The organism is Nocardia terrae, assembly GCF_009760405.1.
GTDB classification, from domain to species: Bacteria; Actinomycetota; Actinomycetes; order Mycobacteriales; family Mycobacteriaceae; genus Nocardia; species Nocardia terrae.
Genome location: NZ_WRPP01000003.1, coordinates 115889 through 130684 on the forward strand (window position 1 = coordinate 115889; position 14796 = coordinate 130684).

The 14796-nt window shown below is 69.9% G+C and carries 12 protein-coding genes; 4 read left to right on the forward strand and 8 right to left on the reverse strand.

The window, feature by feature from the left end; all coding sequences use genetic code 11:
* Positions 1-122: 122 nt before the first annotated feature.
* From GPX89_RS15990 to GPX89_RS16005, 4 genes are all read right to left on the reverse strand, one after another.
* Positions 123-284 carry a hypothetical protein gene (locus GPX89_RS15990; RefSeq protein ID WP_235947443.1) on the reverse strand — a complete coding sequence of 54 codons (162 nt, stop codon included), beginning with the start codon at positions 282-284 and terminating at the stop codon, positions 123-125.
* Positions 285-410: 126 nt separating this feature from the next.
* Complete coding sequence (locus tag GPX89_RS43845; RefSeq protein ID WP_198347470.1) at positions 411-743, reverse strand: zinc ribbon domain-containing protein; 333 nt, start codon at positions 741-743, stop codon at positions 411-413.
* A gap of 62 nt (positions 744-805) precedes the next feature.
* Positions 806-2146: an L-lysine 6-transaminase gene (lat, locus tag GPX89_RS16000; protein WP_328601893.1), complete on the reverse strand. Its 1341-nt coding sequence runs from the start codon at positions 2144-2146 to the stop codon at positions 806-808.
* A 112-nt stretch (positions 2147-2258) separates the two neighbouring features.
* Positions 2259-2711, reverse strand: coding sequence for an Lrp/AsnC family transcriptional regulator (locus GPX89_RS16005; RefSeq protein ID WP_033085113.1), 453 nt, complete (start codon positions 2709-2711; stop codon positions 2259-2261).
* A 59-nt stretch (positions 2712-2770) separates the two neighbouring features.
* Here GPX89_RS16005 and amaB point away from each other — a divergent pair, with 59 nt between their 5' ends.
* Positions 2771-4297 (forward strand): L-piperidine-6-carboxylate dehydrogenase, encoded by a 1527-nt coding sequence (gene amaB / locus GPX89_RS16010; RefSeq protein WP_157388382.1) that lies wholly within the window; start codon positions 2771-2773, stop codon positions 4295-4297.
* Here amaB and GPX89_RS16015 read toward each other — a convergent pair whose 3' ends face one another.
* Complete coding sequence (locus GPX89_RS16015) at positions 4298-5143, reverse strand: SDR family oxidoreductase (RefSeq protein WP_157388383.1); 846 nt, start codon at positions 5141-5143, stop codon at positions 4298-4300. It lies immediately after the preceding gene.
* On the reverse strand, positions 5140-6099 hold the full coding sequence (locus tag GPX89_RS16020; protein WP_157388384.1) for a patatin-like phospholipase family protein: 960 nt from the start codon (positions 6097-6099) through the stop codon (positions 5140-5142). Before GPX89_RS16020 ends, GPX89_RS16015 begins: the two co-directional genes overlap by 4 nt.
* 69 nt (positions 6100-6168) lie before the next feature.
* Here GPX89_RS16020 and GPX89_RS16025 point away from each other — a divergent pair, with 69 nt between their 5' ends.
* A complete protein-coding gene (locus GPX89_RS16025; protein WP_157388385.1) occupies positions 6169-6813 on the forward strand; it encodes a TetR/AcrR family transcriptional regulator in 645 nt (214 codons plus the stop codon).
* Here GPX89_RS16025 and GPX89_RS16030 read toward each other — a convergent pair.
* Positions 6767-7309, reverse strand: a complete 543-nt coding sequence (locus GPX89_RS16030) for a histidine phosphatase family protein (RefSeq protein WP_328601894.1) — start codon at positions 7307-7309, stop codon at positions 6767-6769. The two genes, GPX89_RS16025 and GPX89_RS16030, sit on opposite strands and share 47 nt — an antisense overlap.
* Positions 7310-7461: 152 nt before the next feature.
* On the opposite strand from GPX89_RS16030, the gene GPX89_RS44615 reads away from it, so the two are divergent.
* Positions 7462-12396 carry an Lhr family ATP-dependent helicase gene (locus tag GPX89_RS44615; protein WP_157388386.1) on the forward strand — a complete coding sequence of 1645 codons (4935 nt, stop codon included), beginning with the start codon at positions 7462-7464 and terminating at the stop codon, positions 12394-12396.
* 6 nt (positions 12397-12402) lie between these two features.
* The gene (locus tag GPX89_RS16040; RefSeq protein WP_157388387.1) at positions 12403-13173 is read left to right on the forward strand and encodes a DNA-formamidopyrimidine glycosylase family protein; all 771 of its coding nucleotides are present in this window, start codon (positions 12403-12405) and stop codon (positions 13171-13173) included.
* Between the two features lie 19 nt (positions 13174-13192).
* Here the strand turns inward: GPX89_RS16040 and glpK are convergent, their stop codons facing one another.
* Positions 13193-14731 carry a glycerol kinase GlpK gene (gene glpK, locus GPX89_RS16045; RefSeq protein ID WP_157388388.1) on the reverse strand — a complete coding sequence of 513 codons (1539 nt, stop codon included), beginning with the start codon at positions 14729-14731 and terminating at the stop codon, positions 13193-13195.
* Positions 14732-14796 lie beyond the last annotated feature (65 nt).

A 14796-nucleotide genomic window follows, 5' to 3' on the forward strand; every position in this document is an offset into this window, starting at 1 on the left:
AGACCACACGATTCGGGTGATTCACCGCCACAACCCGAACATCGTTCAATAGCGGAATCGCCCAGTCATCGGGACCAGGTTTTGGCCGGGTCCACATCCGCCTCCCCGAGACGTTCCGGGGCTCAACGCATTACGCCGGTGTGCCCGGTCGAATACCGGCCGGGCTGCGGCCAGATGGTGAGGCCGTGCGCGCCGCGGCCGACCGGAATACGGGCCGGCAGCTTCCAATCCACGATGTCGATGGCGTACACCTCACTGTGATCGCGGCCCGAGACCCAGAACACGCGGCCGCGTCGGCGGAGAGATTTCCCATTTGACGTCCTCAACCCCCTGAGGGGCAGATTCCCAGCCGATGCGGGCTAGAGGTTCCTGCTTCGCAGACCGCCCACCGGCAAAGTCTCCACAGGCTGTCACCGCCCGTCCGGCGGCGAGGATATTTTGGCGGCGTTCACATCCGCGTTCTCGGGGTACCCGCAGTCCGTGCACCGGAACGCCGCTTGGCTCTCGCGTGATTCCGGGTCGATACCACGGCGCCGGGAACACGTCTGTGACGTGTACGCAGCGGGACTTTCCTGATGACGGCAGCGGTGGCGGGCCGCCGAGATCCACGCACCTCGCCGACGGGACTCACGGCGTTGTTCGAGACCGATGTTCCACACGTACCGGCAAGCAGCACCGACTGTCTCGGCGTACGCCTGCTGCCCACCTGGCAAAACGAGGCGATAGCGGCGGCCCGTGAGCACGACGCCGATCCTGACGTCGGCGTCATGCTCGCGATCAGAAATGAACCGGTCCGGGTTGCGGCTCAGGGCAATACGCGCTCGAGGGCGTCGACGGCCTCGTCCAGCTCCGCCTTGGTAACCGTCAGCGGCGGCCGGAAGCGGATGCCGCGTTCCCCGGTGCCGAGGATCAGCACGTGCTCCTCGTCCCGGAGGCGGTCGACCACCTCGTTGCGCAGTCGCGCGCTCCCCAGGGTGACGGCGCACAGGAGACCGCGGCCGCGCGGATCGGCGACTTCCGGGTGGGCGGTGGACAATTCGGTCAGCCGGGCCAGCAGGTGCGGGCCGAGCTCGGCGGCGCGGGCGACCAGGCCCTCGTGCTCGATCACCTCGAACACACGGCGCGCCCGGACCATGTCGGCGAGGTTGCCGCCCCAGGTGGAGTTCAGGCGCGAGCTGACGTGGAAGACGTTGTCGAGCACCTCGTCCACGCGACCGCCGGCCATGATGCCGCAGACCTGGGTCTTCTTGCCGAAGGCGACGATGTCGGGTTCCAGCCCGAGCTGCTGGTAGGCCCACATGGTGCCGGTCATGCCGACGCCGGTCTGCACCTCGTCGAGGATGAACAGGGCGTCGTGCTCGTGGCACAGCTCCTGGATCGCCCGCAGGAATTCCGGGCGCAGGTGCCGGTCGCCGCCCTCGCCCTGGATCGGCTCGGCAATGAAACACGCTATGTCGTACGGGTTTTCGGCGAAGGCGCGTCGAGCCTGGTCGAGGGCGCGCGCCTCGGCGGCCTCGATGTCGGGGTGGTCGTCGCCGATGTACGGGGTGTCGATGCGCGGCCAGTCGAACTTCGGGAAGCGCGCGGTCTTGACCGGGTCGGTGTTGGTGAGCGAGAGCGTGTATCCGGTGCGGCCGTGGAAGGCCCCCGTCAGGTGCAGCACCTTGGTGCCGAGTTCCGGTGCGCGCCCGTGCGTTTCGTTGTGGCGCGACTTCCAGTCGAAGGCGGTCTTGAGCGCGTTCTCGACCGCGAGGCCGCCGCCGTCGATGAAGAACAGGTGCGGCAGGCGCGGATCGCCCAGCACACGCACGAAAGTGTCCACGAAGCGCGCCATCTCGACGGTGTAGACGTCGGAGTTGCTGGGCTTGTTGAGCGCCGCGGCGGTGAGGTTGGCGAGGAAGTGTTTGTCGTCCAGCAGCGCGGGATGGTTCATCCCGAGGGTGCTGGAGGCGAAGAAGCCGAACATGTCGAGGTACTCGGTGCCGTCGCGGGCGTCCACGAGTCGGCGTCCATGCGATTTTCGCAGGTCCAGTACGAGGTCGAAGCCGTCGGCGAGAATGCTCGCGGCCAGGATCTCATGCACCCGGGCGGGGGTGACCAGTGTGGTTTCGGCTGCCGCCCCGAGCCGATCGAGTTCGAGGGTCACGCCACCCAGCGTAAATGAACTTTTACGGCCGGTCCCGTAAGTTCCGAAAAGTTTACGAGTGAGACCGGGCTGTCACCTGAATGTCTCCGGCCTACTTGCCCGGGTCCGCGGCCTACTTGTCATAGAATGTCTGCAGGATGATGGTGCTACGCGTCCGGACATTGGCCGTCGCGCGGATCTCCTGCAGCAGCTGTTCCAGGTGCCTGGGCGAGGCCACGCGCACCATCAGCATGTAGCTCTCGTCGCCGGCCACCGAGTGGCAGGCCTCGATGCCCGGAATGTGCTGCAGCAGTGCGGGTGCGTCATCGGGTTGTGACGGGTCGAGAGGAGTGATCGCGACGAAAGCCGACAGCATCTGTCCCAACGCCTCGGGATCGACATTCGCCGTGTAGCCGCGAATCACGCCGCGCGCCTCCAACCTCCGCACCCGCGACTGCACCGCGGACACCGAAAGGTTGGCCTTCTCCGCCAGATTGGACAGGGTGGCGCGACCATCGGCAATCAGCTCACGGATCAGCAGTCGATCGATGTCGTCGAGTACGGGTTTCGCCGGTGTATCCGCCATCAGCGAAGGCTAACGCAGCGAACCGAACTCGGTGCCGGAACCCAACCTGGAGCCATGTAATGAGTCACGCACTGACCGCACCCGCGACCCGTGAGCTACGTGAGCGGGCGGAGAACCTGCTGCGACGGCTGGGTGTCGAACCGCCCGCGCCCGGCGAGATCTCCGCGCGCACCCCGATCACCGGCAGTGAGCTGATCAGCCTGCCCGCGAGCGACAAAGCCGAGGTGGAAGCCGCTATCGCCCGCGCCGACACGGCCTTCCGGGGCTGGCGCACCGTCCCCGCGCCGCAACGGGCCGCGGTGGTGCGGCGGCTGGCGGCGCTGCTCACCGAGCATCAGGACGAACTGGGCGAACTGGTCACCCTGGAAGCGGGCAAGATCGGGCCGGAAGCGCGCGGCGAGGTCCAGGAGATGATCGACGTCTGCGAGTTCGCCATCGGGCTGTCGCGGCAGTTGTACGGCAGGACCATGCCCTCGGAGCGGCCCGGGCACCGGCTCATGGAGACCTGGCATCCGCTCGGCGTGGTCGGGGTGATCTCGGCGTTCAACTTCCCCGTGGCGGTGTGGGCGTGGAACACCGCCGTCGCGCTGGTGTGCGGGGACACGGTGGTGTGGAAGCCCTCGGAGGCGACGCCGCTGACCGCGCTGGCCTGTCACGCGCTGCTGCGGCGGGCCGCGGCCGACGTGGGCGCGGATCCCGAAGTGCACCAGCTGATCCAGGGCCCGGCGGCGGTCGGCGAACAGCTGGTGGACGATCCGCGGGTGGCGCTGGTGAGCGCGACCGGATCGGTGCGGATGGGGCAGCAGGTCGCGCCGCGGGTGGCGGCACGCTTCGGGCGCTGCCTGCTGGAGCTGGGCGGCAACAACGCGGCCATCGTGACCCCCACGGCCGATCTGGAATTGGCCACGCGGGGAATCGTTTTCGCGGCGGCGGGCACGGCCGGTCAGCGGTGCACGACGCTGCGGCGGCTGATCGCGCACGCGGATGTGGCCGGGCCGCTGCTGGACCGGATCTCGGCGGCGTATCGGCAACTGCGCGTGGGCAATCCGCTCGAGGACGGCGTGCTGGTCGGGCCGCTGATCAACGAGCGGGCCTATGACGGCATGCGGGCGGCGCTGGAGCGGGCCCTGGCCGACGGCGGCGAATTGGTCTGCGGCGGTGAACGTGTCGAGGGTCCGGGCGACGGCTTCTACGTGCGGCCCGCCATCGTGCGCATGCCCGCGCAGACCGCGGTGGTCCGGGAGGAGACCTTCGCGCCGATCCTGTACGTGATGACCTACCAGGACCTGGATGCCGCCATCGAGATGCACAACGCTGTGCCGCAGGGTCTTTCGTCGTCGATCTTCACGCAGAACCAGCGCGAGGCGGAGCGGTTCCTGGCCGCCGACGGGTCGGACTGCGGCATCGCCAATGTCAATATCGGCACCTCGGGGGCCGAGATCGGCGGTGCGTTCGGCGGCGAGAAGCAGACGGGCGGCGGCCGGGAATCCGGGTCGGATTCCTGGAAGGCGTATATGCGCCGGGCCACCAACACCGTCAACTACTCCACCGAACTGCCGCTGGCACAGGGCATCCGGTTCGAGTAGCTACTCCTCGGAGGTGATCGAGCGCACCTGCGCCTCGTACTCGGCGCGGACCTTCTCGTCGGACGGGTGCAGGGCGCGGTCGCCGTTGAAGAACTTGCGGACCAAGCGGACCGCGGGTTCGGGGGCGGCGGCGAACGCGACGTCGATGGGACCCAGGTAATTCGGGACCGCGACCTCGGCGCGGCGGGTGCGCACCGTACCGACAACCGCCGCGGCGACGTCCTCGGGATCCACCGTCGGCATGCCCCCGCCCAGGGTGAGCCCCGAGGACAGGCGGGTGCGCACGGCCGAGGGCATGACGCAGCTGACGCTGATGCCGTGCGGGGCGAACTCCAGACGCGTTGCGGCGGAAAGGCCCACGGCGGCGAACTTGCTGGCGTTGTAGACGGCCAGGCCCGGGATCGGGATCTTGCCGGCGAGGGAGGCGACGTTCACGACATGGCCGTGGCCGCGATCTATCATGCCGGGGACGACGGCGCGCATGCCGTGGATGAGGCCCCACACATTGACGTCGATGGTGGTGTGGCCCACCGCGTCCGGCTCGTCGAGGAACGAGCCGGCGGGCATGACACCGGCATTGTTCACCAGGATGTCGATGCGGCCGAAGTCGGCGACGACCTTGTCCCACTGCCCGCGGTCGCGCACATCGAGTTCGAAGGCCGTGGCCCCCAACGCGGCCGCGGCGGTCTGCGCGGCGGCGGCGTCCACGTCGGCGATGGCGATCTCCGCGCCCTTGCTCGCGAACAGCTCGGCGGTGCACTGGCCGATGCCGCGGCCCGCGCCGGTGACCAGTACCCGCGCGCCCCTCAGATCGATTGCCGGATAGCTGTTTCCGAAGATGCTCATGCGAATGCTCCCTGCTCGACCTGGCGGCGGGTGCTGTCCAGGCTGTGTTCGAAGGTGGCGAGACGGCGGCGGCCGTCCATGAAATTGGGGCCCATGACGGCCAGATCCTCGGCGGTGGCGTCGATCCGCAGCACCTTGGCGCCCGTGGCGCGCAGCAGGGCGATCTCGGCATCGAGCTTCTCGCTCATGCGGTTTCGCAGTTGCCGCTCGAGCAAGTGCCCGGGGCTGGTGACGGGCAGGCGGCCGGTGGAGGCCATCGGGGCGATCACCACGACCTCGTCCAGCCCGGCCGGGATGAGCAGGTCGGCCGAGGCGGTGGAGGCCGCGCCGCCGTCGATGAACCGGCGGCCCGCGATCTCGACCGCCGGGAACCAGCCGGGCACGGCCCACGAAGCACGCAGGGCCGCACCGAGATTCGCATCCGGCGCGGAGGGCGATCCGAACGGCACCCGTTCGCCGGTGGCATTGTCCATGGCCACCAGCCAGGTCGCCGGATGCTGGACCCAGTCGCGGCCGGGGTTCAGCCGTTCGGCCAGCCGCTGCAGCCAAGCCGGGTCGCCGCCCCCCTGCGGCAGCAACCCGCTGCCCGCGGTGAGCAGGGCATGTCCATTTCCGGGGCGGGCCAGCAGTTCTCGCGCCGCGCGGCCGGGCGCGCCCAGGCGCGGGCGGGGCAGCGGCGGGAATCGTCCCGGCTCCGAACGCATGTGGGCGGTGAGGATCGGGTCGGTGGAGGTGCCGCGCTGCATGGCGACCAGCTCCTTCACCGGAACGCCGCTGCCCAGCATGGTCAGCGCCTCCGCGCCCGCCGAGGTGCCGATCATGACGTCGGCCTCGCGCGGATCCCAGGCGAGTACGTCCTCGACCGCGGCCAGTGCGGCGACGATCCAGGCCATGCCGACCGTGCCGCCGCACCCGATGGCCAGGCCACGTCGCTGTGGCCCGTTCCTGTTACTCATGGTTTCGAACACTAGCAGTATTCACATACCGACGGTATCCCAAATCTTCGAGTACATAGAATCGTCGCCATGGCACGACTGACCCGGACCGAGAGCCAGGCCCGCACCCGCACGGACCTGCTCTCCACCGCGCGCGACATGTTCCTGTCCGACGGGTACGCCAAAACCAGCCTGGAACGGGTCGCCGAGGAGGCGGGCTATTCGAAGGGCGCGGTCTACTCCAACTTCAAGACCAAGTCGGCGCTGTGCCTCGAGGTGCTGGGGCTGATCCACGAGACCAAGTTCGAGGAGTTGAGCGGGCTGATCGCCGGCACGGACGATTTCGAGGCGCAGATGCAGCGCTTCGAGGGCTGGGCCGAACGCACGCTCGGTGATGTCGGCTGGACGATGCTGGAATTCGAGTTCGCCATCGTGGCCCGGGACGATCCGGATCTGCAGGCCGCGCTGGTCTCGAGCCTGAGCATGATGCGCGGTGCCGTCGCGGCGCAGTTGCAGGTCCTGCTCGATTCGATGGACCTGACGCTGCCCATGTCGGCCGATGACGCCGCCACCTCGATCCTGAGTCTCGGCCTCGGCCTGGGCATTCAGCGCGCGGTGGATCCGGGGATCTCGGCCCGGCTCATCACCGACGCGGTGCGCGCCATGATGGCCTCCGCCCAGCCGGGGTCTAACGGAAGTGCAGCGTCCATTCGCCGCGATAGTGCAGGCGCGTGACGCTGACCGGGGGAACGTCGATGCGCCAGAACGACTTCGCGGGCGCGTCGAGGGTGACCAGCAGGGCGGCGCGGATGACCGCCGGATGGGTGACGGCGATGGTGGGCTCGCCGTCGAGGGCGATATCGGCCAGCCATTCGCCGGTGCGCTCGATGACGTCCACGACCGCCTCGCCGCCGTGGCCGCGATAGCCGGGGTCGGTGAGCCAGAGGTAGAGGTCCTCCTTGGGGACCGACATGAGCTCGCCCCCGCGCCAGGCGCCCGCGTCCAGGTCGCGTAGTCGGTCGTCCTCGTCACCCATCAGGCCCATGAGGGTGGCGGTTTCGACGGTGCGGCGCTCGGGAGCGGTGATGACCCGCGCGGCGTTCAACCGGCCACACGAGGAGACCGCGCGCCGGCCCGCCTCCGTCAGGGGCTCGTCGACCGGGAATCGTGCTTTGCGCATCGCCTCGGTCATGCCGTGACTGACCATGTCGAGTCGGAGCACCTTCTGCACGGACCGAAGCCTACGCGCGGGGCTCAGTGGCATATCACCGATTGCCTGGTCTTCGCCAGTCCCCGGAATCCCGGAAAACGGACAGGTGGGGAGAACCGACCGTTAGGGACTGGGTCGCGCTTCCTGTCGGTGGGCGGGTGCAGACTGGGGCCATGGATCGGTTCTCCCCCGCGACCAGAGAGTGGTTCGACGGTGCGTTTCCCGCGCCCACGGCCGCGCAGTTGGGGGCGTGGGAATCGATCGCGGCGGGGCAGCACACGCTGGTGGTCGCGCCCACCGGGTCGGGTAAGACGCTGTCGGCATTCTTGTGGGCGATCGATCGGCTGGCTACCCGGGAGCCCGCCGAGGGGCCGCGCAAGACGTCGGTGCTCTATATCTCGCCGTTGAAGGCGCTGGCGGTGGATGTCGAGCGGAATCTGCGGGCGCCGCTGGTGGGGGTCACGCAGACGGCCAAACGGCTGGGGGTGGACGCGCCCGAGATCCGGGTGGGGGTGCGGTCGGGGGATACGTCCGCGGCGGATCGGCGGAGCATGCAGCGCACGCCGCCGGACATTCTGATCACCACGCCGGAATCGCTGTTTCTGATGTTGACCTCGGCGGCGCGGGAGACGCTGAGCGGGGTGCACACGGTGATCGTGGACGAGGTGCACGCCATAGCGGGGTCCAAACGCGGTGCGCACCTGGCGCTTTCCTTGGCCCGGCTGGATCTGATGACCGAGCGGCCCGCCCAGCGGATCGGACTCTCGGCGACCGTGCGACCGCCCGAGGAGGTGGGCCGGTTCCTGGTCGGGAGCGCGCCGATCACCATCGTGTCGCCGCCCGCGCCCAAGACCTTCGACCTGTCGGTGCGCGTGCCGGTGCCGGATATGACCGAACCCGATGCGGGCGGTGAGGATTCGGATCAGCCGGGGTCGATCTGGCCGCATGTGGACGAGGCCATCGTGGATCTGGTGCTCGAGCATCGGTCGTCGATCGTGTTCGCGAATTCGCGGCGGCTCTCCGAGCGGCTCACCGCGCGGCTGAACGAGGCGTACCAGGCCCGCATCGGCGAGGCGGTGGACACCGAGCACAAGCCGCCCGCGCAGCTGGGCGCCTCGACCGAGGTGATCCACGGCGCCACAACGCTGTTGGCGCGCGCCCACCACGGGTCGGTCAGCAAGGAACAGCGCGCGCTCATCGAAGATGATCTCAAAAGCGGGCGGCTGCGCTGTGTGGTGGCCACCAGCAGTCTCGAGCTCGGCATCGACATGGGCGCGGTGGAATTGGTCGTGCAGGTGGAGGCCCCGCCATCGGTGGCCTCCGGGCTGCAACGGGTGGGCCGCGCCGGACACCAGGTGGGCGAGATCTCGCGCGGCGTCATCTTCCCCAAGCATCGGACCGACGTCATCCATTGCGCGGTGGCGTCCATGCGCATGACGGCCGGACAGATCGAGGAACTCCAGGTGCCCGCGCACCCGCTCGACATCCTCGCCCAGCAGACCGTGGCGGCCTGCGCCCTGGAGCCGATCGACGCCGACGCCTGGTTCGAGACGGTGCGCGGCACCGGAAGCTATGCGGCGCTGCCCCGTTCGGCCTACGAGTCGGTGCTGGACCTGCTGGCCGGACGCTACCCCTCCGACGAGTTCGCCGAGCTGCGCCCGCGCATCGTGTGGGATCGCGACGCGGGCACCCTCACCGGCCGCCCCGGCGCGCAACGGCTGGCCGTCACCTCGGGCGGCGCGATCCCCGACCGCGGCCTGTTCCCGGTCTTCATGGTCGGCGAAAAAGCCTCCCGCGTAGGCGAACTCGATGAGGAGATGGTCTACGAGTCGCGGGTGGGCGACGTCTTCGCCCTCGGCGCGACCAGCTGGCGCATCGAGGAGATCACCTTCGACCGCGTGCTGGTGACCCCCGCCTTCGGCCTGCCCGGCCGACTCCCCTTCTGGCACGGCGATTCCCTCGGTCGCCCCGCCGAATTGGGTGCGGCCCTGGGCGAATTCGTGCGGCTGGCCGGACAGGCGGTCGAGCAGCATCGCGCCGGCGGGCGGGCGGGCGCGCCGACAGGCTCCCGGACCGGAAAGTTCGATCCGGCCGAGCAGGATCGCGCCGGCGGCGGGCGGTCGTCGGCCCGAGCCAGACCGGCGGCGGGTAAAGCCCACCCGGTCGACTTGACCACGGCCCTGGTGGAATTCGCGGCGGGCGGACCCGATCCCGCCGGAGAGCCGGTGACCGGAGCAGACGAGGGCACCGACAGCGGGTCCGCGGGGCCAAAGGGCCGGAGCGCAAAGGGCCGGAGCGCCGCGGGTGCGAAGCGCGACGGCCAGGGGGCGCGGAAGACGAAATCCGCTGCGGGCAAGGCGAAGTCCGCGCCCGAGACCGAGCTCGAGCGGGTGTCGCGGGCGGCGGGGCTGGACGAGAACGCGACCGGGAATCTGGTGTCGCTGCTGGCGGAGCAGCGGGAGGCGACCGGGCAGTTGCCGACGGACAAGACGTTGCTGGTGGAGCGGTTTCGGGATGAGCTCGGGGACTGGCGGGTGGTGTTGCATTCGCCGTATGGGCTGCCGGTGCACGCGCCGTGGGCGTTGGCGGTGGCGGCGCGGCTGCGGGAGCGGTTCGGGGTGGATGCCGCGCCGACGCCGTCGGATGACGGGATCGTGGTGCGGCTGCCGGATACGACCGATGATCCGCCGGGGGCGGAGTTGTTCGTGTTCGAGACCGATGAGATCGATGATCTGGTGACCGAACAGGTCGGTGGGTCGGCGCTTTTCGCGTCGCGGTTCCGGGAGTGCGCGGCGCGGGCGCTGCTGCTGCCGCGGCGGGATCCGGGCAAGCGGGCGCCGCTGTGGCAGCAGCGGCAGCGGGCGGCGCAGCTGCTGGATGTGGCGCGCAAGTTCCCGGAGTTCCCGATTCTGCTGGAGACGGTGCGCGAGTGCCTGCAGGACGTGTACGACCTGCCGTCGCTGCGGGAGCTGCTGGGCAAGGTGGCGCGGCGGCAGGTGCGGCTGGTGGAGGTGGAGACGGCCGATCCCTCCCCGTTCGCGAATTCGCTGCTGTTCGACTACATCGGGCAGTTCATGTACGAGGGCGACAGTCCGCTGGCCGAGCGGCGGGCGGCGGCGCTGTCGCTGGACTCGAGCCTGCTGGCGGAGTTGCTCGGGCGGGTCGAGCTGCGCGAGCTGCTGGACTCGGAGGTGCTGGAGCAGACCGAGCGGGAACTGCAGCGGCTCACGCCCGAACGGCACGCGCGGGACCTGGAGGGGCTGGCCGATCTGCTGCGGCTGCTCGGTCCGATCACCGCCGCCGAGGCGAGCGAGCGATGCGTGGACGATCCTCGGGAGTGGTTCGCGGAGCTCGTGAAATCGCATCGTGCGCTGGAGGTTTCGTTCGCCGGATCACGGTGGTGGGTGGCGATCGAGGATGCCTCGCGGTTGCGGGACGCGCTCGGGGTGCCGCTGCCCATCGGGGTTCCGGCCGCGTTCATCGAGCCCGTGGCCGATCCGCTCGGCGATCTCGTCGCCCGGTACGCCCGCACGCACGGGCCGTTCACGCTGACACAGGTCTCGCACCGGTTCGGACTGGGACCGGCCGTGGCGGCCACCGCGCTGCACCGTCTCGCCATCGAGAAACGGGTGGTGGAAGGCGAATTCACGCCCGGCGCGGCGGGTTCGGAGTGGTGTGACAGCGAGGTGCTGCGCCGCCTGCGCCGCCGGTCGCTCGCCGCCGCCCGCAAGGAGGTCGAACCGGTGGCGACCGCCGCGCTGGGCCGGTTCCTGCCGTCCTGGCAGCATGTCGGCACCGGCGAGCTGCGGGGCGTGGACGGGGTCGCGGCGGTGGTGGAACAGCTTGCGGGCGTGCCGATTCCGGCCTCGGCCTGGGAGTCGCTGATCCTGCCGTCGCGGGTGCGCGACTACTCCCCCGCCATGCTGGACGAGCTCATGGCCACCGGCGAGGTGATCTGGTCCGGGCACGGGTCGATCACCGCCAAGGACGGCTGGATCGCCCTGCATCCGGCCGAGCAGGCCGGGCTGACGCTGCCGCCGCCGGACGATATCGACCTCGGCGAGAACCACGTCGCGCTGCTGACGGCCTTGGGGGCCACTGTGATCGGTGGCACCGCCGCGGCGGCCGACCTGCCGAAGGGCGAGTACCAGGTGGTGACGGGCAGCACCGGGGGCGCGTACTTCTTCCGTCAGCTGTTCGACGGCGTCGGCTCCGAGGACGAGGCCGCGGTGACCTCCGCACTGTGGGATCTGGTGTGGGCCGGGCACGTCGGCGGCGACACCTTCGCCCCCGTGCGCGCCCTGCTGGCGGGCACCACCCGCACCACCACCGCCCATCGCACGCCCCGGCGGACGCCGCGCGGGCGAATGTATCTGCCGCGCACCGGCATGCCCGCCCGCACCAGCTCGCCGCAGGTGGCCGGACGCTGGTCGCTGCTGCCGGAACGGGTCGGCGACAATACGATCCGCGCGCACGCCACGGCCGACGTCCTGCTGGAACGGTACGGTGTGCTGACCCGCGGCTCGGTCCAGAGCGAGGGCGTCCCCGGCGGTTTCGCCCTCATGTACCGGGTGCTCACCGAGTTCGAGGATCGCGGCCGCTGCCGGCGCGGATATTTCGTGGATTCCCTGGGCGGCGCGCAGTTCTCGACCACGGATGTGGTGGATCGCCTGCGCTCCTTCGACACCGACCGCAGCCGCGCGGCCGACTCGTTCGCCGCCGGACCGGTCGGCAATGCCGTCGCCTTGGCCGCCTGCGATCCGGCGAACCCCTATGGCGCCGCCCTGCCGTGGCCCAAGGCCGCGGCCGAGGGCGCGGGGCACCGCCCGGGCCGCAAGGCGGGCGCGCTGGTCGTGCTGGTCGAGGGCGATCTGGCGCTCTACCTGGAGCGGGGCGGCAAGACCCTGCTCACCTTCACCGAGGATCCCGCGGTCCGGACCGCCGCGGCCACCGCGCTGGCCGCGCTGGTTCACGACCGGCGAGTGGACTCCCTGGTCATCGATCGGGTCAACGGTGAATCCGTGCACGGCAACACCTTCGCCGGATTCCTCAGCGAGGCCGGGTTCGCCGCCACCCCCAAGGGCTTCCGCCTGCGAGGCCGCCCATGAGCCGCCATGCCTGAGGGCGACACCGTCTTCCTGACCGCCGCGCGCCTGCGAAAAGCCCTGGCGGGCAAGACCCTCACTCGCAGCGACTTCCGGGTCCCGAGATACGCCACCCTCGACCTGAGGGGCCGGGAGGTCGAGAGCGTCGGCACCTACGGCAAGCACCTGTTCGTCCGCACCCCCGACCTGTCCATCCACACCCACCTCAAAATGGAGGGCGAGTGGCGGGTCTACCACCCCGGACAACGCTGGACCCGACCGGGTTTCACCGCCCGCCTGATCCTGGCCACCGACGACGCCGAGGCCGTCGGCTTCTCCCTCGGGCTGGTCGAAGTCCTCCGCCGCGCCGACGAGCACACCGCCACCGACCACCTCGGCCCCGATCTGCTCGGCCCGAACTGGGACCCCGCCGAGGCCGTCCGCCGACTCTCCGCCGACCCCGCCCAGCCGATCGGCATCGCGCTGCTGGACCAGACGAACCTCGCGGGCATCGGCAATATCTACCGCAGCGAGATCTGCTTCCTCCGCAGGATCCACCCCGCGACCCCGGTCGGCGAGCTCGACGACCTGCCCGGACTGGTCGACGAAGCCCACCGCGTGCTCACCGAGGCCGCCCACGAACCTCCCTGGCGTGCAGTGGCTTACGGCCGCCAACGCCGCCCCTGTCCCCGCTGCGGCACCACTCTGCTCGTCCATCTGCTGGGCGACGAAGCCCGCGCCACCCGGGCCGAGCGCGGCATCTATTTCTGTCCGCGCTGCCAGCCCGCGCCCGCGGGCTGATGACCGATCACCGGGCCGGTCAGCCTTCGGCCATCGCGGCTTTGCGGGTCGCGGAATCGGATTCGACCCAGTTGTAGGTGCGGTCGACGGCCTTGTTCCATTCGTGGACGAGATGGTCGCGCTCGGCCGCGGACATGGCGGGGAGCCAGCGTTTGTCCTCGGACCAGTTGGCTCGGATGTCGTCGGTGGAGCTCCAGTAGCCGACGGCCAGACCCGCGGCGTAAGCCGCTCCGAGGGCGGTGGTTTCGGTGACGACGGGGCGCACGACGGGGGCGTCGAGGATGTCGGCCTGGAATTGCATGAGCAGTTCGTTGACGACCATGCCGCCGTCGACCTTGAGGGTGACCTTTTCGACGTCGAGGTGCTGGGCTTCGGAGTCGGCGCGCATGGCGTCGATGACCTCACGCGTCTGGAATGCGGTGGCTTCCAGGACGGCTCGCGCCAGGTGGCCCCTGTTGACGAAGCGGGTCAGACCCGCGACGACGCCGCGGGCGTCGGGCCGCCAGCGCGGGGCGAACAGGCCCGAGAAGGCGGGGACGATGTACGCGCCGCCGTTGTCGGCGACGGTGCGGGCCAGGGGTTCGATATCGGCGGCCGAGGAGATGATGCCGAGGTTGTCGCGCAGCCATTGGACCAGGGAGCCGGTGACGGCGATGGAGCCCTCGAGGGCATAGACGGCGGGCTGGTCGCCGAGGCGGTAGCAGACGGTGGTGAGCAGGCCGTGCTCGCTGAAGACGGGGGTGGCGCCGGTGTTCATGAGCATGAAATTGCCGGTGCCGTAGGTGTTCTTGGTGTCGCCGGGCGACAGGCAGGCCTGGCCGAAGGTGGCGGCCTGCTGGTCGCCGAGGATGCCCGCAACCGGAACCCCCGCCAGCGCACCGTGCGTGATATCGGCGTAAACCTCGGAGCTGCTGCGGATTTCGGGCAGCATCGACATGGGCACGCCGAAGTCGGCGCAGATCCGCGGATCCCATTGCAGGGTGCGCAGATCCATGAGCATGGTGCGCGAGGCATTGGTGACGTCGGTGATGTGCAGGCCGGTCAGCTTCCACAGGACCCAGCTGTCCATGGTGCCGAAGCAGAGTTCCCCCGCCTCGGCGCGTGCCCGGGCGCCCGGCACATTGTCGAGGATCCAGCGCAGCTTGGGTCCGGCGAAGTAGGTGGACAGCGGTAGGCCGGTGCGGTCGGCATACCGGTTGGGCCCCTGATCGCCGGCGAGTTGTTCGGTGAGTTCGGCGGTGCGGGTGTCCTGCCAGACGATGGCGTTGTAGACGGGTCTTCCGGTGGCGCGGTCCCACACCACGGTGGTCTCGCGCTGGTTGGTGACGCCCACGGCCGCCACCTCGGCGGGCCCGATGCCGCAGCCGCGCAGGGCCTCGGCGATCACGAATTCGGTATTGCGCCAGATGGTTTCGGGATCGTGCTCGACCCATCCGGGTTTGGGGAAGATCTGTTCGTGCTCGCGCTGGGCGACTCCGGCGATTCGGCCCTGGTGGTCGAAGACGATGCAGCGACTCGAGGTCGTGCCTTGATCGATGGCGGCTACATAGCGACGCATCGAACGAGGCTAACCCGGGCGTCTATTACTCTGGGCTACCGTAGCCCTCGGTAGCCGGAAGTTAA